The organism is Uliginosibacterium sp. sgz301328 (assembly GCF_041807905.1).
GTDB lineage: Bacteria > Pseudomonadota > Gammaproteobacteria > Burkholderiales > Rhodocyclaceae > JBGVSA01.
This window is the reverse complement of the sequence record NZ_JBGVSA010000008.1, coordinates 107,104-128,302: the sequence shown is the minus strand read 5'-3', so window position 1 is coordinate 128,302 and position 21,199 is coordinate 107,104. Positions and strand designations below refer to the sequence as shown.

At 62.7% G+C, this 21,199-nt stretch carries 15 protein-coding genes; 12 read left to right on the top strand and 3 right to left on the bottom strand.

Annotation, left to right across the window (positions count from 1 at the left end):
- Nucleotides 1-93 precede the first annotated feature (93 nt).
- The 5 genes from ACDA63_RS08335 (at nucleotide 94) to ACDA63_RS08315 (ending at nucleotide 7,883) form a co-directional block, all read left to right on the top strand.
- Nucleotides 94-1,068, top strand: a complete 975-nt coding sequence (locus ACDA63_RS08335; protein ID WP_373662760.1) for an ABC transporter permease — start codon at nucleotides 94-96, stop codon at nucleotides 1,066-1,068.
- 109 nt (nucleotides 1,069-1,177) lie between these two features.
- Nucleotides 1,178-2,014, top strand: a complete 837-nt coding sequence (locus tag ACDA63_RS08330) for a carbohydrate ABC transporter permease (RefSeq protein ID WP_373662759.1) — start codon at nucleotides 1,178-1,180, stop codon at nucleotides 2,012-2,014.
- An 82-nt stretch (nucleotides 2,015-2,096) separates the two neighbouring features.
- Nucleotides 2,097-3,671, top strand: a complete 1,575-nt coding sequence (locus tag ACDA63_RS08325; protein ID WP_373662758.1) for a hypothetical protein — start codon at nucleotides 2,097-2,099, stop codon at nucleotides 3,669-3,671.
- Between the two features lie 145 nt (nucleotides 3,672-3,816).
- Nucleotides 3,817-5,367, top strand: a complete 1,551-nt coding sequence (locus tag ACDA63_RS08320) for an extracellular solute-binding protein (protein ID WP_373662757.1) — start codon at nucleotides 3,817-3,819, stop codon at nucleotides 5,365-5,367.
- Nucleotides 5,368-5,597: 230 nt separating this feature from the next.
- Nucleotides 5,598-7,883 (top strand): DUF4962 domain-containing protein, encoded by a 2,286-nt coding sequence (locus tag ACDA63_RS08315; protein WP_373662756.1) that lies wholly within the window; start codon nucleotides 5,598-5,600, stop codon nucleotides 7,881-7,883.
- A gap of 87 nt (nucleotides 7,884-7,970) precedes the next feature.
- Here ACDA63_RS08315 and ACDA63_RS08310 read toward each other — a convergent pair whose 3' ends face one another.
- Nucleotides 7,971-9,185 carry a GGDEF domain-containing protein gene (locus tag ACDA63_RS08310; RefSeq protein WP_373662755.1) on the bottom strand — a complete coding sequence of 405 codons (1,215 nt, stop codon included), beginning with the start codon at nucleotides 9,183-9,185 and terminating at the stop codon, nucleotides 7,971-7,973.
- A 260-nt stretch (nucleotides 9,186-9,445) separates the two neighbouring features.
- On the opposite strand from ACDA63_RS08310, the gene ACDA63_RS08305 reads away from it, so the two are divergent.
- The 6 genes from ACDA63_RS08305 to ACDA63_RS08280 all read left to right on the top strand — a co-directional run bounded on the left by ACDA63_RS08305 (nucleotide 9,446) and on the right by ACDA63_RS08280 (nucleotide 16,575).
- Nucleotides 9,446-9,631, top strand: a complete 186-nt coding sequence (locus ACDA63_RS08305; protein ID WP_373662754.1) for a CsbD family protein — start codon at nucleotides 9,446-9,448, stop codon at nucleotides 9,629-9,631.
- Between the two features lie 6 nt (nucleotides 9,632-9,637).
- Entirely contained in the window at nucleotides 9,638-9,907 is a 270-nt protein-coding gene (locus ACDA63_RS08300; RefSeq protein WP_373662753.1) for a hypothetical protein, read from the top strand.
- Between the two features lie 37 nt (nucleotides 9,908-9,944).
- Nucleotides 9,945-11,147: a putative zinc-binding metallopeptidase gene (locus ACDA63_RS08295; RefSeq protein WP_373662752.1), complete on the top strand. Its 1,203-nt coding sequence runs from the start codon at nucleotides 9,945-9,947 to the stop codon at nucleotides 11,145-11,147.
- A gap of 284 nt (nucleotides 11,148-11,431) precedes the next feature.
- A complete protein-coding gene (gene aspT, locus ACDA63_RS08290) occupies nucleotides 11,432-13,141 on the top strand; it encodes an aspartate-alanine antiporter (protein ID WP_373662751.1) in 1,710 nt (569 codons plus the stop codon).
- A 54-nt stretch (nucleotides 13,142-13,195) separates the two neighbouring features.
- A complete protein-coding gene (gene aspT / locus ACDA63_RS08285; protein WP_373662750.1) occupies nucleotides 13,196-14,881 on the top strand; it encodes an aspartate-alanine antiporter in 1,686 nt (561 codons plus the stop codon).
- A gap of 41 nt (nucleotides 14,882-14,922) precedes the next feature.
- Complete coding sequence (locus ACDA63_RS08280; RefSeq protein WP_373662749.1) at nucleotides 14,923-16,575, top strand: bifunctional aspartate transaminase/aspartate 4-decarboxylase; 1,653 nt, start codon at nucleotides 14,923-14,925, stop codon at nucleotides 16,573-16,575.
- A gap of 81 nt (nucleotides 16,576-16,656) precedes the next feature.
- Here the strand turns inward: ACDA63_RS08280 and htpG are convergent, their stop codons facing one another.
- Nucleotides 16,657-18,576, bottom strand: a complete 1,920-nt coding sequence (gene htpG, locus ACDA63_RS08275) for a molecular chaperone HtpG (RefSeq protein ID WP_373662748.1) — start codon at nucleotides 18,574-18,576, stop codon at nucleotides 16,657-16,659.
- Between the two features lie 263 nt (nucleotides 18,577-18,839).
- On the opposite strand from htpG, the gene ACDA63_RS08270 reads away from it, so the two are divergent.
- Nucleotides 18,840-20,642 carry an ATP-binding protein gene (locus ACDA63_RS08270; RefSeq protein ID WP_373662747.1) on the top strand — a complete coding sequence of 601 codons (1,803 nt, stop codon included), beginning with the start codon at nucleotides 18,840-18,842 and terminating at the stop codon, nucleotides 20,640-20,642.
- Here the strand turns inward: ACDA63_RS08270 and greB are convergent.
- The gene (gene greB, locus ACDA63_RS08265) at nucleotides 20,633-21,178 is read right to left on the bottom strand and encodes a transcription elongation factor GreB (RefSeq protein ID WP_373662746.1); all 546 of its coding nucleotides are present in this window, start codon (nucleotides 21,176-21,178) and stop codon (nucleotides 20,633-20,635) included. The two genes, ACDA63_RS08270 and greB, sit on opposite strands and share 10 nt — an antisense overlap.
- Nucleotides 21,179-21,199: the final 21 nt, after the last annotated feature.

Here is a 21,199-nt window from a genome sequence, read left to right as displayed (position 1 = left end):
CCAATGACAGGCGGGCCCCGCCGCGCAAGCGACGGAGGTCCCCGGAGCACACCCGCAGATGCCGCCCGGCCGCTGCGGGCGAGGAGGAGCACCATGACAAGCGCCACCAAGGCACAGAGCCTGCCGCTGCCGGCGGCCACGCTCGAAGTGCGTTCGAAACCGCTCGAACGCCTGTGGAAAGACATCAAGCGCGACTGGCTGTTATATGCCATGTTGCTGCCGACCATCATCTGGTTCCTGGTCTTCCTGTACAAGCCGATGATCGGCCTGCAGATGGCGTTCAAGCAGTACAGCGCCTGGAAAGGCATCGCCGGCAGTCCATGGATCGGATTCGATCACTTCGTCACGCTGTTCCAGAGCGAGCAGTTTCTGCGTGCCATCCGGAACACGCTGACCCTGTCGGGTCTGTCGCTGCTGTTCGGCTTCCCCATGCCGATCCTGCTGGCGCTGATGATCAACGAGGTCTACTCGAAGGGTTATCGCAAGGCGATCCAGACCATCGTCTACCTGCCGCACTTCATTTCAGTCGTGATCGTGGCCGGCCTGGTGGTGACTTTCCTGTCGCCCAGCACGGGCGTGGTCAACAACGTGCTGAGCTGGTTCGGCATGGATCGCATCTACTTCCTGACGCAGCCGGAGTGGTTCCGACCGATCTACATCAGCTCGAACATCTGGAAGGAAGCGGGTTTCGATTCGATCGTGTATCTGGCCGCGATCATGAGCATCAACCCGGCGCTGTATGAGTCGGCGCAGGTCGACGGCGCGACGCGCTGGCAGATGATCACGCGCATCACCCTGCCCTGCATCATCCCGACCATCGCGGTGCTGCTGGTGATCCGCCTCGGCCACATCCTGGAAGTGGGCTTCGAGTACATCATCCTGCTGTACCAGCCGACGACCTACGAGACGGCCGACGTGATCAGTACCTACATCTACCGTCTGGGCCTGCAAGGCGCGCGCTACGACATCGCCACCGCCGCCGGCATCTTCAATGCCGTGGTAGCCCTGGTGATCGTGCTGTTCGCCAACCACATGAGCCGCCGCATCACCAAGACCGGCGTGTTCTGACCGCAGACCCGACGCACGGCGGGCAGCCCGGCTGCCCGCCCCAGAGAATCCAAGAGGTACCGATATGCTCTCCACTCCTTTCTATAGCCGCGCAGACAGGATCTTCGGCATGGTTAATGCCATCCTGCTGGGCATCTTCGCGATCGGTGCGCTGTACCCGATCATCTACATCTTCTCGATGTCGATCAGTTCCGGGGCGGCGGTCACGCAGGGCCGCGTGTTCCTGCTGCCGGTGGACATCGATTTCTCGGCCTATGGCCGCGTGCTCAACGACAGGCTGTTCTGGACGTCGTATGCCAACACCATTTTCTATACGGTGTTCGGCGTGATCACCAGCCTGCTGTTCATCGTGCCCGGCGCCTACGCGTTGTCCAAGCCACGCATCCGCGGCCGTCGCGTGTTCGGCTTCATCATCGCCTTCACGATGTGGTTCAACGCCGGGATGATCCCGTTCTTCCTGAACATGCGCGACCTCGGCCTGCTCGACAGCCGCCTGGGCATCCTGATCGGCTTTGCGGCCAATGCGTTCAACATCATCCTGATGCGCAACTACTTCGAATCGATCTCGCCGTCGTTCGAAGAAGCCGCGCGCATGGACGGCGCCAACGATCTGCAGATCCTGTGGAAGGTGTACATCCCGCTGGCCAAGCCGGCGCTGGCCACCATCACCCTGCTCTGTGCCATCTCGCGCTGGAACGGTTACTTCTGGGCCATGGTGCTGCTGCGCGCGGAAGAGAAGATCCCGCTGCAGGTGTACCTGAAGAAGACCATCGTCGACCTGAACGTCAACGAAGAATTCGCCGGCGCCCTGCTCACCAACTCGTATTCGATGGAAACCGTGGTGGGCGCCATCATCGTGATGTCGATCATCCCCGTGATCATCGTCTACCCGGTGGTGCAGAAGTACTTCACCAAGGGCGTGATGCTCGGGGGCGTGAAGGAATAACCAACCCCAACAGGCAGTAAGGCGCACGACGTCCCTGTCGCGCGCCGGTAGTGGCAGTGACAAACGGACGGAGACAATCATCATGAAAAAGCTGGTACTGGCCATGGCCATCGGGAGTTCCGCATTGATGTTCGCGGCTCCGTCGGTGGTCGCGCGCGAAGCAACGTGGGTGACCGACAAGCCGCTCACGCTGAAGATCCACATGCACTTCCGCGACAAATGGGTGTGGGACGAGAACTGGCCGGTGGCCAAGGAAGTGGCCCGCCTCACCAACGTCAAGCTCGTCGGCGTGGCCAACAAGGCCGCCACCAACAGCCAGGAACAGTTCAACCTGATGATGGCCTCGGGCCAGTTGCCGGACATCGTCGGCGGCGACAACCTCAAGGACAAGTTCATCCGCTACGGGATGGAAGGCGCGTTCATTCCGCTCAACAAGCTGATCGATCAGAACGCCCCCAACCTGAAGGCTTTCTTCAAGACGCACCCTGAAGTCCAGCGCGCCATCACGGCGCCGGACGGCAACATCTACTACCTGCCCTACGTGCCCGACGGGCTGGTATCGCGCGGGTACTTCATCCGCCAGGACTGGCTCGACAAGCTGCACCTGAAAATGCCGCAGACCGTCGATGAGCTCTACACGGTGCTCAAGGCGTTCAAGGAGAAGGACCCGAACGGCAATGGCAAGGCGGACGAGATCCCCTTCATCAACCGCGACCCGGAAGAAGTCTTCCGCCTGGTGAACTTCTGGGGCGCGCGCTCGACCGGCTCCAACACGTGGATGGATTTCTACGTCGAGAACGGCAAGATCAAGCACCCGTTCGCCGAGCCGGCCTTCCGCGACGGCATCAAGCACGTCGCCCAGTGGTACAAGGAAGGGCTCATCGATCCGGAAATCTTCACGCGCAAGGCACGCTCGCGCGAGCAGACCTTCGGCAACAATATCGGCGGCATGACGCACGACTGGTTCGCCAGCACCGCGCTGTTCAACGATGCGCTGGCCAAGAACATCCCGGGCTTCAAGCTCGTGCCGATGGCCCCGCCCGTGAATAGCAAGGGCCAGCGCTGGGAAGAAGACGCCCGCCAGATTCCGCGCCCTGACGGTTGGGCCATCACGGCGACCAACAAGAACCCGGTCGAGACCATCAAGCTGTTCGACTTCTACTTCGGCCCCAAGGGCCGCGAGCTGTCCAACTTCGGCGTGCCGGGCCTGACGTATGACGTCAAGAACGGCAAGCCCGTCTACAGGGACAGCGTGCTCAAGTCGGCGCAACCGGTGAACAACCAGATGTACGACGTCGGCGCGCAGATTCCCATCGGCTTCTGGCAGGACTACGAGTACGAGCGCCAATGGACCAACGACGTCGCGCTCCAGGGCATCGACATGTACATCAAGAACAAATACGTGCTGCCTCAATTCACGGGCGTGAACCTCACTGTCGAAGAACGCGAGATCTACGACAAGTACTGGCCGGACGTAAAGACCTACATGTTCGAGATGAGCCAGTCCTGGGTGATGGGCACCAAGGACCCCGAAAAGACGTGGAACGACTATCAGCAGCAACTGAAGAACCGTGGTTTCTATCAGGTCATGATCGTCATGCAGAAGGCCTACGACCGCCAGTACGGCGGGGCGAAGGCGCAGGTCGGAGCCAAGTAACGCACGCATCGCGCAGAAGAAAACCATCCGCCCTGCCCTGACGTGAGGGCGGATGGATCGAAACGGATGCGCGCCGACGCTGGCGCAGCATCCGAACCTTGACGCCGCATCTCGCTGCGGCGTCGAACTCGGAGGAGCAAGCACCATGAAGAAGATGATGTTGTCCGTCGCTGCGGTAGCCACGATCATGGCTTTCGCCGCGCCCGTCGCTACGGCGAAGGAGGCCACCTGGGTGACCGACAAGCCGCTGACGCTGAAGATTCACATGCACTTCCGCGACAAGTGGGTGTGGGATGAGAACTGGCCGGTGGCCAAGGAATCGTTCCGCCTCACCAACGTGAAGCTGCAGAGCGTCGCCAACAAGGCCGCCACCAACAGTCAGGAGCAGTTCAACCTGATGATGGCTTCGGGCGACCTGCCGGACGTCGTCGGCGGTGACAACCTGAAGGACAAGTTCATTCAGTACGGGCAGGAAGGCGCATTCATTCCGCTCAACAAGCTGATCGACCAGTACGCCCCGCACCTCAAGGCGTTCTTCAAGTCGCACCCGGAGGTCGAACGCGCCATCAAGGCGCCGGACGGCAACCTCTACTTCATCCCCTACGTGCCGGACGGCGTGGTCGCACGCGGCTACTTCATCCGCGAAGACTGGCTCAAGAAGCTGAACCTGAAGCCGCCGCAGAACATCGACGAGTTGTACACGGTGCTCAAGGCGTTCAAGGAAAAGGACCCGAACGGCAACGGCAAGGCCGACGAAGTCCCCTTCATCGACCGCCATCCGGACGAAGTCTTCCGCCTGGTGAACTTCTGGGGCGCGCGCTCGTCGGGGTCCGACAACTACATGGACTTCTACATCGACAACGGCCGCGTCAAGCATCCTTGGTCCGAGACCGCCTTCCGCGACGGCATCAAGCACGTTGCCCAGTGGTACAAGGAAGGCCTGATCGACAAGGAAATCTTCACGCGCAAGGCGCGCGCACGCGAACAGATGTTCGGCGGCAACCTGGGCGGCTTCACGCATGACTGGTTCGCCAGCACGATGACCTTCAACGAAGGTCTGTCCAAGACGGTGCCGGGCTTCAAGCTGATTCCGATCGCACCGCCGACCAACAGCAAGGGCCAGCGCTGGGAAGAAGACTCGCGCCAGAAGGTTCGCCCCGATGGCTGGGCCATCACGGTGAAGAACAAGAACCCGGTGGAAACCATCAAGTTCTTCGACTTCTACTTCAGCCGTCCGGGCCGTGACATTTCCAACTTTGGCGTTCCGGGTGTCACGTATGACATCAAGAATGGCAAGGCGGTGTTCAAGGATTCGGTGCTCAAGTCGCCGCAGCCGGTCAATAACCAGCTCTATGACATGGGGGCACAGATTCCCATCGGCTTCTGGCAGGACTACGACTACGAGCGTCAATGGACCACGCCTGAAGCTCAGGCCGGCATCGACATGTACGTCAAGGGCAAGTACGTGCTCCCCGGCTTCGAAGGCGTGAACATGACGCGTGAAGAGCGCGCCATCTACGACAAGTACTGGGCCGACGTGCGCACCTACATGTACGAGATGGGCCAGGCCTGGGTGATGGGCACCAAGGACGTGGACAAGACCTGGGACGAGTACCAGCGCCAGCTCAAGCTGCGCGGCCTCTACCAAGTGCTGCAGATGATGCAGCAGGCCTACGACCGTCAGTACAAGAACTAATCGCATGACCCATGTCCCGGCCGGGCGGTCGGGACATGGCGGCGGGCGCCCGCCCGCCGCCAGCGCCAGAGAGATTCCGCTGCGCGCACTGAATCAACGTCGACGCGTTTTACCCGGACACCGGTGACGGCCGCGCCCATCGCGCGGAAGAGGAGGCCCTGTTGCCACAGGGAGAGTCATCGCCGGAACTGCACGCGCACCGACGCAACACCACGACGAAGGACAGAGTGATGAAGAAGCTGGAACAGCCGCAGTCCGCGGACATGACGATCAAATATTTCCCCGAAGGCATCACGGTCACTGAGAACCCGCCGCGCTTCCTGTGGCTGCCGGAACTGGACAGCCAGGCGCGCTATGCCGTGCGGGTGGTGTCGGACGCGGGGAACGAGACTGTGTTCGGCGACATCCAGCACAACTTTTTCCGCCCCGACGTCACGCTGACGCCGGGCAGCTACACCTGGTCGTATGCCCTGTGGGATACCGCCGCCGGCAAGGTCGACTCCGACTGGAGCGCCCCACGCAGCTTCGTCCTGCCGGCCGATGCGCCCGCCGTGCCCGGCATGCGTCACAAGGCGCGCTACGCCGAATGCGACATGACGCACCCGCGCCTGTGGCTGTCGCAGAGCGAAGCCACCGCGCTGGGCAAGAGCGTCGCCGCCGACCCCGATCACTGCAAGTGGGCCAACTTCATGGCCAAGTCGGTGATGCCGTGGATGTCGCGCGAGATCATCGCCGAGCCGCTGCCCTACCCCAACAACAAGCGCACGCCGGCCCTGTGGCGCAAGATGTACATCGACTGCCAGGAAGTCATCTACGCCATCCGCCACCTGGCCATCGCCGGCCGCGTGCTGGGCGACGCCGCCATGACCGCCCGCGCCAAGGAATGGCTGCTGGCCGTCGCCGCATGGGACGTACGCGGCCCGACCTGCCGCGACTACAACGACGAAGCCGCCTTCCGTATCGTCGCAGCACTGGCCTGGGGCTACGACTGGCTGCACGATGAACTGTCGGACATCGAGCGCGCCAACGTGCGCGAATCGCTGACGGTGCGTACGCGTGAAGTCGCCAACCACGTTATCGACCGCGCGAAGATCCACATCTTCCCGTACGACAGCCATGCCGTGCGCTCGATTTCATCGGTGCTGGTGCCCTGCTCCATCGTGCTGCTGGGCGAAGTGCCCGAAGCGCAGAAATGGCTCGACTACTCCATCGATTTCTACGACGCCATCTACCCGCCCTGGGGTGGCGTGGACGGCGGCTGGGCCGAGGGTCCGCACTACTGGATGACGGCCATGGCCTATTTCACCGAAGCGGCCAATCTCGTGCTGAAGTACTTCAAGCACGACCTGTACAAGCGCCCGTTCTTCCAGAGCACTGGCTGGTTCCCGCTCTACACTAAGGCCCCAGACACGCGGCGCGCGTGCTTTGGCGATGACTCCACGCTGGGCGACCTGCCCTGCCTGAAGGTCGGCTACAACCTGCGGCAGTTCGCCGGCGTCACGGGCAACCCGTACTTCCAGTGGTACTTCGAAGAGGTGTGCCGGAACGATCCGGGCACCGAGATGGAGTTCTACAACTACGGCTGGTGGGACCTGAACTTCGACGACGTGCAGTACTTGCACGACTTCCCGCACATCGAAGCGAAGGCGCCATCGGACATCGACACCGTCAAGTACTTCGGTGACGTTGGCTGGGTCGCCCTGCAACGACACATGGACAAGCCGGAGCAGCACATCCAGTTCGTGACCAAGGCGAGCGACTTCGGTTCGATCAGCCACAGCCACGGTGACCAGGGTGCGTTCCTGCTGTACGGCTATGGCGAGGATCTGGCGATCCAGAGCGGCTACTACATTGGTTTCGGCACCACCATGCACAAGGAATGGCGTCGACTGACCAAATCGAAGAATGCCATTCTCATCGACGGCAAGGGACAGTATTCGGGCTCGAACAAAGCCGAATGTCTCAAGGCGCAGGGCCATGTGCTGGAAGTGGGTACGCGTAACGGCGCGCACTTCATCAGCCTCGATCCGACCGACGCCTACAAGGCCGAAGTGCCGTATCTGGCGCGCTACCGCCGAGACATCCACTTTGTGCATGACCGCTTCTTCGTCATCGTCGACGACGTGGAACTCGAACAGGACGGAAGCGTGCAGTGGCTCATGCACACCTTCAAACCGTGCGAACTCGGCTCGCAGGTGTTCCGCTACCACGGCGACAAGGCTGGCCTGAATGGCGAATTCGTCTATTGCTCGTCCGGCCCGGTGAACATCGAGAACACCGTTTCGTACGCCAACATCGATCAGAGCGAAGTCGAAGGCCTGCCGCCGCAATCGACGCTGGTCGCGAGCACTGCCGCCGCCCGTCACCACACATTGGTGACGCTGCTCACGCCGTACGCGCTGTCGGCCCCCCTGCGTGTGTTCCACTTCAACGACGATCAGGGCTTCTCGACCAACCTGTATTTCCAGGACGGCAACAACGAGATGTACACGATCACGCTGCCCAAGCCGTTCTGAGCGCAGCGAACAGAAAAAATGTGAGGTGCTCCTCGGCCTGGCCGCCTCTGCGGCCGGGCCTCTTTTTTTCTGTAACCAGATTGGGTCTCAGCGCTCGGCGGCCTCCGCGCGCTGCACATGATGCTCCGACGCGGAGCGCGCGTTATGGATGACGCGATTGCGTCCCCCCTCCTTGGCGGCGTACAGGGCGCGGTCGGCGGCGGCAAGCAGAGTCTCAAGCGTATCGCCCCGCTCAAACGCTGCAACGCCTGCGCTCACCGTATGGCGGATGACCTCGCCGCCAACGTGCACACCGCGTTCGCGGGTACGCATGAGCATGCGTTCGGCGATCGCCACCGCCACGGCCGGCGGCGTCTCGGGCAAGAGCAACGCGAATTCCTCGCCGCCCATCCGCCCCAGGTAGTCGTCGCTGCGCACCGTTGCCAGACCGAGCGAAGCGAAGGCTTTCAGCACCGCATCGCCTGCCGCGTGGCCGTAGGTATCGTTGATGGCCTTGAAGTGGTCGATGTCGAACATCACTAGGCACAAGGGCCGACCGGTACGCGCGGCGCCGGCGATTTCGCGCTCGGTGGCTTCGGACAAGGCACGGCGTGACAACAGGTGCGTCAGAAAATCGGTGTTGGCCGCTTTCTCGGCGCTGGCCATGACTGCGTCGTGCGCCATCATCACCGCGCACATGGTGAGCGTGGGCATGACGATCGCCCCGAGCGTCAGGAATGCCACGTTCATGCCCGGCGACATGATCGATGCCGTATCCGCGTTATGTACGAACAGGTAGAACAGGCCGCGAATCGCGTGCCCGATGGTGAAGAACGCGGCCACGCCGATCGTCAGTCCATAGCTGTAGAGCGGGCGCGAACGCGGGCGGAAGCGCACCACGGTCACGGCAATGGCAGCGCAGATGACAGTGTGCACCACGGACATCAACACCACGCGCAGACTGAAACTGGGCGTCACGAACGTCAGCCACGCCAGCGCCAGCGGCACTGCAGCCATCGGTAACGCCAGCGCAGCCCGTCGTATGGGGCGGCCGAAGAAGCGGCCCAGGCCGATGTAGACTTCGCACATTCCCCAGGCCAGCATCGTATTGGCAACAACGATCGACGCCCAATCACTGATACGACCGCGCGCAGCGAACAGAATCAACGAGCCCACAATGAGCAGATTGGCGCGCAGCCAATCGGCGACGCCCGGCAGGCCGCTCCGCTTGATGGAGACGAGCACCAGCAGCATCACGCCGCTGAGCAGCGCGGTGATGATCAGCAGGTTGATCGGATTGAGCGACGGGCCTATCGGGGACATGCGGCGAAGACGAAAGCGCCGGCGGCGCACGAAGAGACGCGATTCTACGTGAACGCCGGATCATTCCAGAGCCGGAATAAGGGGCAATGTGCGCCGCTAGCCTGCGCTTCGCGGCACCGCCGGCATTCCTACGCGATGTCCCGCTTGTCCTACGCCGGCAGCCGCGTCGATCCGATAAGGCCCCCCGCGGGCCACACCTATCCTGTCACTACGCGCCACCCAACGGCGCATCTCTGAACGCACACGGAAAGGACCTCACCATGAACCGCGACCAGATCAAGGGACGTACCGAGCAAGCCGCAGGCAAGGTCAAGGAAGTGGCCGGCCGCGCCACCAAAGACCGCGACCTTGAAGCACGCGGGCAGGCCGACCAAGCGACCGGCAAAGTGCGCGCCGGCTACGGCGACGCCAAGGAAAAGGTCAAGGATGCCATCGACAAGGCCTGACGCACCATGATGACAACGCTCCATACGGAACCCCGCGAGGGGTTCCCGCTGCCTCACCGCAGCATCCGCGAGATGGCGCGCCAAGGCTGCTTCCGGCTGCCGCTGCGCGCTCATCTGCCCACCGAACCCACGCACGAACCGCCAGGCTCCGAGCCCGTTCCGCCTAGCGAGCCGGACGACCCGCTGGCGCCACCGCCGCCGATTTCCGACCCGCCGCCCCTGACGCCCCCGCCGCCCATCGTGAGCCGGGCGCAGCAGAAGGCGCTGGCGGGCTGATTGCGCCCAATCCCACGGCCAACGCCATTCGATCGCCATGTCACCCGCCCTGGGCATCCCGACCGGCGTCACCGCTGTGCCCGCGTTGCGTCGCGCCTGGCGATGCACTTGCGGGCAACCGGTGTTCTTTCGCAACAGCCAATGCCTGGCCTGCGGTCGCGCGTTGGGCTACGAGCCGAATTCCGGTCTGCTATCGACGATCGAACCGGCCGACGATGACGGCGGATGGCGACTGGCCGCCGACACCTCGCCCCGAATCTATCGGCGTTGCGCCAATCTCGATACGCCAGCGGCCTGCAACTGGTTGGTCGAGCCGGAGTTCGCCGATCTTGGCGACGAATCGGACGGCCTGTGCATGGCCTGCCGGCTCAATGACACGATTCCCGATCTGGGCAACGCCGACAACGGTGTGTTGTGGGGCCGTATCGAACAGGCCAAGCGACGGCTGGTGTCGCAACTCATCACCTTGGGGCTGCCCGTGGCCTCGCGTCTGCGGGAGGATCCGGCGAACGGACTGATGTTCGAGTTTCTGCGCACGCTGGATAACGCCCCGCCTGTCGTTACCGGGCACTCAGCGGGCGTCATCACGATCAACGTGCTGGAGGCTGACGACGTCGAACGCGAACGCATGCGTACTGCGTTGCGCGAGCCATACCGTACCCTCCTCGGCCACCTGCGGCACGAGGTGGGCCACTACTATTGGGACCGACTGGTCGCCGACACGGCGTGGCACCAGCCTTTCCGGGCGCTGTTCGGCGATGAGCGACAGGACTATGCGGAAGCGCTGAACCACCATTACGAAGCGGGGCCGCCGGCCGACTGGCCACAGCATTTTGTCAGCGCCTACGCCAGTGTGCATCCGTGGGAAGACTGGGCAGAGACCTGGGCGCACTACCTCCACATGATCGACAGTCTCGCCACGGCCAACAGTTTCGGGCTGGATGCGGACTATCTCGATCTGCAGCGTGCAGACTTTACGGCTGCTGACATTGGTGCAGATCCACCGGAAGAGGCCGATAGCTTTCTCCACCTGCTGGCGAGCTGGCTGCGTCTGACCGGAGTCATGAATGAACTGTGCCGCAGCATGGGACAACCGGACTTCTATCCCTTTGTCCTGCCCGCCAGCGTGGCCAGGAAACTCTACTTTGTCGACCGGATAATCGGCTCGCATAACCTTGCTCGCAGTACGGTCATCGCGAGCGAATACACAGGGTCGGACACCCCGGCACCCTTGCCCTGAGGTGCAAGTTCACTTGCACCAAGGTACAGCCCCAGAGCATTCATTCTTTTTGCATATCCCCCATCAATGCAGGCACAGCGCCTCATAGCGGCGGCGCGGCACCATGGCGGACCAGGAAGACGCGGACCCGCAAACCGATGCTGCGTTGAATACTGCCCATGCGTGAACTAGCATGACCCTCACATATCTGCGAGGCGCTGGCGCCGACATGCTGCGCCGCAACCTGAGTCAGACCAGGCTAGGGCACGTCCGGCCTGTCTTTTCATCAGAAGAGGCGGATCCTGATGCACGAACTGCAGTCTGTACTGCAAGAGACTCCGGAAATTGCTCTCTTCCTGGCTCTTGCATGTGGTCACGCTTTTGGTCGGATCCGCTTCGGGCCCATTCAATTGGGCGGCGTGTGCGGCACCCTGCTGGCCGCGCTGGCGATCGGCAGCCTTGTCACCATCACACCGGCTGCGTCCATCAAGAACTTCTTCTTCGCCCTGTTCATCTTCTCGCTGGGCTACGCCGGCGGGCCGCAGTTCTTTGCCAACCTCAATGCCAAGGGACTACGGTTGGGATGTTTCTGCCTGATTGAAGTCGCCATCGTAATCGCGCTGGTATTGGCGGCCACGCGTCTGTTCGGACTCGATCAGGGGAGCGCCGCCGGTCTGATGGCGGGCGCGGCCACTGAATCTGCGGTAGTCGGCACGGCGACCGATGCGATATCTGGATTGCCACTGAGCCCGGAGGCCATAAAGAACCTGCAGGCAAATGTAGTGACGGCCTATTCGATCACCTACGTCTTCGGCCTGATCACCATCGTGATCGCCACCAGCCAGTTGTTTCCGTTGATGTTTCGTATCGATCTGCGCAGTGAGGCCGCGGCGCTCTGGAAGACCATGAGCGGGGCGAGCGCAGAAGTCGACGCAACCGCCTTGCGTGCGCTGCCGGACATCGTGGGCCGTATCTATGTCGTTGAGCACGCGGCCGGCGTGTCGATCGCCGAACTGGAACTGCGCGGAGAAGGCCTGCGCGTGAATGTCGAACGCATCAAACGTCGTGGAAAGCTCATCGACGCCACCGACGACATGCGGCTCGAAGCCGGTGACTACGTGTTGCTCACCGGTATGCGTGAAGGCGTCCAGCGCTGTGGCGAGTCCATCGGCGCCGAGCGGGACCACGTCAGCGGACTCGATTTCGCGGTGGACACGCGTGACGTGATCCTCAATCGCCGCGACCTGCATGATGTCACGCTCGACAGCGTACGTCGGCGCGCGCAGCGCGAAGGCATCGCGCAAGGCGTCTACATCGTTTCAGTGACGCGCTCAGGCGTCGCCCTGCCCATGCTGGCCGGATTGCGTCTGCAGACCGGCGACCTCGTACGCTTGCAGGGCTTGCCCAGCGAGATCAACGATGTGGCGACACGACTTGGCAAGATAGTCAAAGACAGCGACGAGACCGACGTACTATTCGCCGGCATCGGCATTGTGCTCGGCATCTTCATCGGGCAGTTCGGCGTCAAGCTCGGCGGCGTCACGTTTTCGCTGGGAACCGGCGGCGGCGCCCTGCTTTCGGGGCTGGTGTTCGGATGGCTGCAGAACGCGCACCCTGCGGTCGGAAACATACCCGCCTCGGCCATCGAGTTGATGAAGGACCTTGGCCTGTCGATGTTCATCGCATGCGTCGGCCTGTCTTCCGGCCCGCAGGCATTTGCACTCATCAAGAGCTACGGCATTGCATTGCCGCTGACCGGCATCCTCATCGCGCTGCTGCCGGCGGCCTGCTCGCTGGTCTTTGGCCGCTACGTGCTCAAACTCGAGAGCCCCATCCTGCTCGGTGCCATCGCCGGACAGCAATGCAGCACGCCGGCGCTGAGCGCGGTGGTCAGCGCCGCCGGCAATACCACGCCACTGCTCGGTTACACCATTACGTACGCCATCTCCAACGTCGTGCTCCCTTTGATGGGGCCATTGATCGTGTTCCTTGCCGGGCAGGTCGCGCCGCAGTAGCGATCCGCCCTTGGCCATGTTCCACATCGCTTCAATGAAAGTGAGGTGTTCATCGTGTCTTGGCTCCATGAAATTTTTGCGCGAGCGCCGGAGATCGCGCTGTTCTTGTGTCTTGCGGTGGGATACCGCATCGGCAAGATCAACTTCGGCAAATTCCAGCTCGGGGGCGTAGCCGGTTCGCTGCTCGTTGCCGTGCTGGTGAGCCAGGTGGGCGTGAATGTCGACGCGGGCGTCAAGTCCGTACTGTTCGCCTTATTCATCTACGCGGTGGGTTATGAAAGCGGACCGCAGTTCTTCAATTCGCTCGGCAAGCAATCGGTGCGAGAAATCCTCTTGGCCGTCGTTCTGGCCGCAACCGGCCTGCTCACCGCTGTGCTGCTGGCTCGCGCCACGGGGCTCGACAAAGGGCTCGCCGCCGGGATCGCCGCGGGTGCGCTTACCCAGTCGGCCATCATCGGCACGGCGGGCGATGCGATCGCAAAACTGGGCCTCGCTCCGGATGAAGTGAAGTTGCTGCAGGCGAACGTGGCTGTCGGCTATGCGGTGACTTACGTGTTCGGTTCGTTCGGCGCGATCATCGTGTGCGTGAATATCCTGCCCAAGTTCATGGGGCGCGGTATTCGCGAGGACGCGATCGCGGCGGAAACCGCCATGCAAGCCGGCGTTCAGGTGCTCGGACCGGGACAGCAGGCAGCGCTGCCGCAACTGGTTGGCCGCGTCTACCGCGTGACCGCCGCGGTCGGCAGAACGGTGGCCGACGTGGAGCAGTCCTCCTCTCCGCCCATCACCATCGAGCGCGTCAAGCGCGGCGGCAAGATCGTCGAAGCCGTGCCCAGCTTCGTCCTGCAGAAGGATGACATCGTGCTCGTCGTTGGCCGCCGTACCGCCGTGCTGGAACAGGCCGCCAAACTGGGCCGCGAACAATTCGGCGAAGAAGGCATGGACGTGGCGATGCTGCGCACCGACGTCGTGGTGAGCAACGAGAAACTCAACAATCGCTCGCTCGGCGATCTCGCCGCCAATGTCAAACCCGACGTGCGCCACGGCGTCTACGTTGTCGGCATCACCCGCATGGGAAAGGCGCTGCCGATGGCGCAGGAGACGATCGTGCAGAACGGCGACGTGGTCACCGTGTTCGGCTCGGAAAAAGATACCGCCCGAGTGACCTCGCTCATCGGCCACGTCATCACGCGCAGCGAAAAGACGGACTTCGTCTACATGGGCGCCGGCCTGGTCGTTGGCCTGCTGATCGGGCTGATCACACTGCGCATTGGTTCGATTCCACTGACCCTGGGCAGCGGCGGAGGCGCGTTGCTGTCCGGCCTGCTGTTCGGCTGGTATCGCGCACGCAAACAGACCTTCGGTGCGATGCCCGGCGGCGCGGTACAGATCCTCAAGGATCTGGGTCTGGCCGGCTTCGTGGTCGTGGTCGGTCTGTCGTCCGGCCTGCAGGCTGTCGAGACCATCAAGCAGCATGGCTTCACGATCTTCCTCGTCGGCGTGGCGGTCACCATCATCCCGATGATCATCACCATGCTGATTGGGCGCTACGTACTGCGCTACAACAACACCGCAATCTTCGCCGGAGCATTGGCCGGCTCGCGCAGCGCCAACCCCGCTTTCGGCGAAGTGCTCGACAAGGCCGAGAACTCCGTTCCGACCGTGCCATTTGCCATTACCTACGCGTTGGCCAACGTCTTGCTCACGCTGTTGGGCCCGTTGGTGGTTGCTTTCATGTGAGCGGCATGGCGCCGCATCGTTGATCATTCTGGAGACGCAACATGACCATGCATTTCGAGAGCATTGAAGAGTTGGCCGGCCTGAGCCCCTTTGAGCTGAAGGACGTGCTGATCACCACCGCCAGCGAGAGCAACCGGATGATGCTCAATGCAGGACGCGGCAACCCGAACTTTCTTGCCACTGAGCCGCGCCACGGGTTCTTCCAGTTCGGTCTGTTCGCCATGGCCGAGGCTGAGCGCTCGTTTATCTACATGCCCGAAGGCGTAGGAGGATTTCCGCAGCGCGAAGGCATCGAGGCGCGCTTCGAGATCTTCACCCGCACGCACGCCAATGTGCCGGGCGTGAAGTTCATCGCCTCGTCCGTGTCGTATGTGCGCGACCAGTTGGGTCTGTCGGCGGGCGACTTCATCTATGAAATGTGCGAAGCCATCCTGGGCTGCAACTATCCGGTGCCCGACCGCATGCTCAAGCTGTCGGAGAAGATCGTCGGGCAGTACATCCACCGCGAGATGATCGGCACCTACCCGTTCGCCGGCCACTTCGACATGTACGCCGTCGAAGGCGGCACGGCGGCGATGACGTATCTCTTCAACAGCCTGCGCGAGAATCATCTGGTCTCGAAAGGCGACACCATCGCGCTGGGGATGCCCATATTTACGCCGTACATCGAGATTCCCGAACTCAACGACTACCAGCTCAACGTCGTGCACATCGACGCACCGCCGGAGAACAACTGGCAGTTCACCAACAAGGAACTGGACAAGTTGCTCGACCCGAAGGTCAAGGCATTCTTCATCGTGAATCCGAGCAACCCGCCGTCGGTGAAGGTCTCCGACGAAGTCCTCCAGCGCATCGCCGACATCGTCAAGAAGCGGCCCGACCTGATTCTGCTGACGGACGACGTGTATGGCACATTTGCCGACAACTTCACCTCGCTGTTTGCCATGTGTCCGTACAACACCATCCTGGTGTATTCGTTCTCGAAGTACTTCGGCGCAACCGGCTGGCGCATGGGCGTGGTCGCCACCCATGAGCACAACCTTTTCGACGATCTCATCGCCCGTCTGCCCGAGAGCACGCAGAAGGAACTCGATCACCGCTACGGCTCGATCACCAACCAGCCGCGCAAGCTCAAGTTCATCGATCGTCTGGTTGCCGACAGTCGCACGGTGGCGCTCAATCACACGGCCGGGCTGTCAACGCCGGTGCAGGCGCAGATGACGCTGTTCTCGCTGTTCGCGCTCATGGATGAGCCAGAGGCATACAAGAAGGCGATGAAGCGCATCGTCCGTCGTCGCAAGGTGGCGCTCTATCGCGAACTGGGCCTTCCGGTCCCGGAGGACACCAACTCGATCGACTACTACCACCTGCTTGATTGGGAGCCGATCATGACCCAGTTGTACGGTGCCGATTTCTGCAAGTGGCTGATGGGTCGGCTCAAGCCCAATGAAGGTCTGCTGCGCATCGCGCAAGAGACCGGCATCGTGCTGTTGCCGGGCAAGGGTTTTGGTACAGCCAGCCCGTCGGGCCGCGTGTCGCTGGCGAACCTGAACGAGTCGGACTACGCACGCATAGGCGCGGCGCTTCGCAATATCGCCGCCGAGGCCTACGCCCAGTTCCAGAAGGTCGGCGGCAAAACCAAGGCCGCGCCCCCGGACAAGGCAGCCAAACCGGCGAAAAAGAAAGGCAAGTGATCGGCGGCTGCTACCGAGCGCCGGCCACAAAAAAGGGGTGCCATGTGGCACCCCTTTTTGCATTGGCGGACTGACCCGCGATCAGTCCGCGCGCAGGTTGAGCATGAGCTGATTCACACGCTTCACGAAGGTTGCCGGGTCGTCCAGCGTGCCGCCTTCGGCCAGCAACGCCTGATCGAACAGCAACTCGGCCCAGTCATTGAAGCGCGCGTCGTCCGAACGCAGACGTTCGACTACCGGATGCCCCGGATTGAGTTCGAGGATCGGCGCGCTCGTCGACACATTTTGGCCGGCAGCCTTGAGCAGGCGGGCCAGGTTCATGCCCATGTCGTTTTCATCGACGACCAGGCACGCGGGGCTGTCGGTCAGGCGATGCGTGATGCGCACTTCCTTGACCTTGTCACCCAGCGTCGACTTGACGCGTTCGAGCAGTTCCTTGAATTGCTCGGACTGTTCTTCGGTCTTCTTCTTTTCTTCCTCGTCTTCGAGCTTGCCGAGATCGAGGTCGCCCTTGGCCACCGAGACGACCTGCTTGCCGTCGAATTCGGTGAGATAGCTTGTCGCCCATTCGTCGATGCGGTCGGTCAGCAGCAGGACTTCAATGCCCTTCTTGCGGAACACTTCGAGGTGCGGGCTGTTCTTGGCGGCGTTGAAACTGTCCGCCGTGACGTAGTAGATCTTGTCCTGCCCTTCCTTCATGCGCGCCACATAGTCGGCGAGCGACACGCTCTCTTCCGGCGTATCGGCGTGCGTCGAGGCAAAGCGCAGCAAGCCGGCGATCTTTTCCTTGTTCGCGAAGTCTTCGCCCACGCCCTCTTTGAGCACGCGGCCGAATTCGCGCCAGAAGGTCGCGTACTTGTCCTTGTCGTTCTCGGCCATGTCGCTGAGCAAGCCGAGCACGCGTTTGGCACAGCCGGCGCGGATGGTGTCGACGTCGCGGCTCTCCTGCAGGATTTCGCGCGACACGTTCAGCGGCAGGTCGGCCGAATCGACCACGCCGCGCACGAAGCGCAGGTAGTGCGGCAGCAGCTTTTCGGCGTCCTCCATGATGAACACGCGACGCACGTACAGCTTGAGCCCATGGCGCGGCGCGCGGTCGTACAGATCGAACGGCGCGTGAGCAGGAACGTACAGCAGTTGGGTATATTCGTGGCGGCCTTCGACCTTGGCGTGCGACCATGCCAGCGGCTCGTCGTAGTCGTGCCCGACGTGCTTGTAGAACGCCTTGTACTCGTCGTCGGTGATTTCGCTCTTGGAGCGGGCCCACAGAGCGGAGGCCTGGTTGATGGTTTCTTCTTCGGCGGTGGTCACCTGCTCGGCCTTCTCGCTGTTCCATTCTTCCTTGAACATGACGATCGGCTGGACGATGTGGTCCGAGTACTTGCGGATGATCTCGCGCAGGCGATAGCCCGAGAGCAGGTCGTCTTCGCCTTCACGCAGATGCAGCACGATGTCGGTGCCGCGCAGTGCCTTCACGTACGGCTCGACCGAGTATTCACCGGCCTCGTCGCCGCTCATCGAGCATTCCCACTTGACGCCCGCGTCGGCGCCCAGGCCCGCGCGACGGCTCATCACCGTGACCTTGTCGGCGACGATGAAGGCCGAGTAGAAGCCCACGCCGAACTGGCCGATCAGGTTAGCGTCCTTCTGCTTGTCGCCGGAGAGCTTGGAGAAGAACTCCTTGGTGCCGGACTTGGCGATCGTGCCGAGGTGGCTGACGATCTCGTCGCGGCTCATGCCGATGCCGTTGTCCGAGATGGTCAGGGTGCGCGATGCCTTGTCGTAGCCGACGCGGATCTTCAGCTCGCTGTCGCCCTCGAACAGCGCCGCGTCGTCCAGCGCCTCGAAGCGCAGCTTGTCGCACGCGTCCGACGCGTTGGAGATCAGCTCACGGAGGAAAATCTCGCGGTTGGAGTACAGCGAGTGGATCATCAACTGCAGCAGTTGCTTGACCTCGGCCTGGAAACCGCGCTTTTCGAATCCCTGATTCTGCGAACTCATGGGTGGCATACCTCGGTGTAAATAATCGTGTCGGGGGATATGGGGGCCGACACTTTGCATTTCAAGCCCTGCGGCAACAGCATTGACGCGGGCCCGTCCAGGCGGTGAGAAATCGGTCATGGGCCGGTTTGCCGAGCGTGCACGAAACCGCACGATCCGCGCCATACTAGCGCCCTGCCCGATCTGGCCCGTTTTGACCGCATGCCGACGTACTGCCCCGCCTGCTGCCTGTTCGTATCCACCGTCCGCCGGAGCCTTGCCCGATGAGCGGGGCCGCCTCTCACCTGAGTCGACGCAGCACGACCACCACGCGGCGCCTGGTCATTGCGCTGTACGCCGCGGTCAGCATTCTCCTGATCGTTGGCACGGGTTTTTTCGTCGATCAGGGCCGCGTTCGCGAAGCCATGCGCCAGGACACCGAAATCTCAGCACTGGCGATGGCCTTGTCCGAGCGGACGCTGCGCGGGCTGTCGACCACTGACCTGGCCTTGCTCGACATGGCCGACGCGCTGCGCTACCCCTCGCCATCCCTGCCCGCCCTGCTCGACGGCATGGCCGGGCGATGGCTACCCCGCCTGCCGGCGGTGACGATCATCAACGCCGTGGACGCGCATGGCGCGCCGCTGGTCGTCGCGACCCAGCCCGATCAACCTCGCACGGTCGTACTGCCGCCATTGACGAATGCGGGACCGAGCATCGGCCGCTTGGATGGCGATATGTCGCCGCTGCGCATCGGCACGCCCGTGCATCTTGGCGGTCAGGTGGGTGGAGACTGGTTCATTCCGATCGAGCGATCGCTGCATCAGGAAGGCCGATGGGCCGGCGCGGTACGCGCGCTGGTCAACCTGCGCGCCTTCAGCAACGTGGTGCAGAAAGCGCCCATCGACGCTCACGACACCGTGAGCCTGCTACGCACCGACGGCCGCTTGCTGGCGCAGTACCCGGCTCAGGACGAAATGCTGGGCGCGTCGCTCGGCGATCTGCCGCTGGAGACCGATGTCCCCACCGACAGAGCGTCCATTCACAAGGGCCCCTGGGGCCCACAGAAGATCGAGAGCATCACCGCATTCCGCCGCGTGGGCGACTATCCGCTCATCGTCGCGGTCTCGCGGCCCCGGACCGCCGCGCTGGCACCGTCAGCGAATGCGCGCATCGAATTGATCGGCGCCTGCGCCGTGCTGCTGGCGCTCATGCTGGCGGTGGGGATTGCCAGCCTGCGCAACGCACAGCGGCGCGATGCCGCGCTGGCGGAACTGGGCCGGATGAATGCCGAGCTGGAAGCAAGCGTCGCCCGGCGCACGTCCGAACTGGAGCAATCCAACCGCGATCTGATCGCCTTCAGCTATTCCATCTCGCACGATCTGCGCGCCCCGCTGCGCGCCATCAACGGCTTCGCCCATGCGGTGCGGGAAGACTACTCGGACCGGCTCGACGCGCAAGGCTGTTCGTTCATCGATCGCATCTACCGCGCAAGCGTGCGGATGGGCGAATTGATCGACGCGCTGCTTTCGCTGACCGACATCTCGCGCCAGCCGCTGGAAGTGAAGAGCGTGGATCTCTCGGCGATGGCAGAAGAGATTCTTGACGACCTGAAACTCTCTGAGCGCAACCGCGCGGTCATGGTGGAAATCCAGCCGGGCATGCGTACCGAAGGCGATGAAGCCCTGCTTCGCAATGCCCTGTCCAACCTGCTGCACAACGCGTGGAAGTTCACTCGCGCGCGGCAGCCCGCAGTGATCATGGTGAGTTCGGAAGAAGTCGGCGACAGCATCCGCTACACAGTGGCCGACAACGGCGTGGGCTTCGACGTGGCGCACGCCAAGCGCCTGTTCCAGCCGTTCCAGCAACTGCACTCCACGCAGGGGTTCGGTGGCACGGGGATCGGGCTTGCGTCGGTACGCCGCATCATCGAACGGCACGGCGGTCGCATCTGGGCTGACGCCATGCCGGACGAAGGCTCGCGATTCATTTTTGAATTGCCGCAGCGCGCTGCCGTAGTCCGTCGGCGCCGCGACAGTTGGCCGGCCAGTCCGGCAGCCGACACAGCGACGGCGGATCAGACGTAACGGATTTCGAGAATGTCGAGTTCGCGCATGCCGCCCGGGCTGGCGAAGCGCACCGTGTCGCCTTCGCGCGCCTTCATCAGCGCGCGGGCCAGCGGCGAGATCCAACTGATGCGGCCGGACGAGGCGTCGGCCTCATCCACGCCGACGATCTGGAATTCGTCTTCCTTGCCGTCCGCGTCCGCCACGCGCACCGTCGCGCCGAAAAATACCTGTTCGAGATTTTCCTGCTCGGCAGGATCGACGACGGTCGCGCCTTCGAGGCGCTTGATGAGAAAACGGATACGGCGATCGATTTCGCGCAGGCGACGCTTGCCGTAGATGTAGTCGCCGTTCTCCGAACGGTCACCATTGGATGCCGCCCAGGAGACCACCTGGACGACTTCGGGGCGCTCGACGCGCAGCAGGTTGTCGAGCTCCGCCTTGAGACGGGCGAAGCCCGCGCGGGTCATGTAGTTGCGAGTGCCCGGCGGCAGTTGCGATGCCGCTTCGGGTTCGTCTTCCTCAGCGTCGGATTCCTTGACGAAGGCCTTGTTCATACGAAGTGGAGTGTGCCGGAT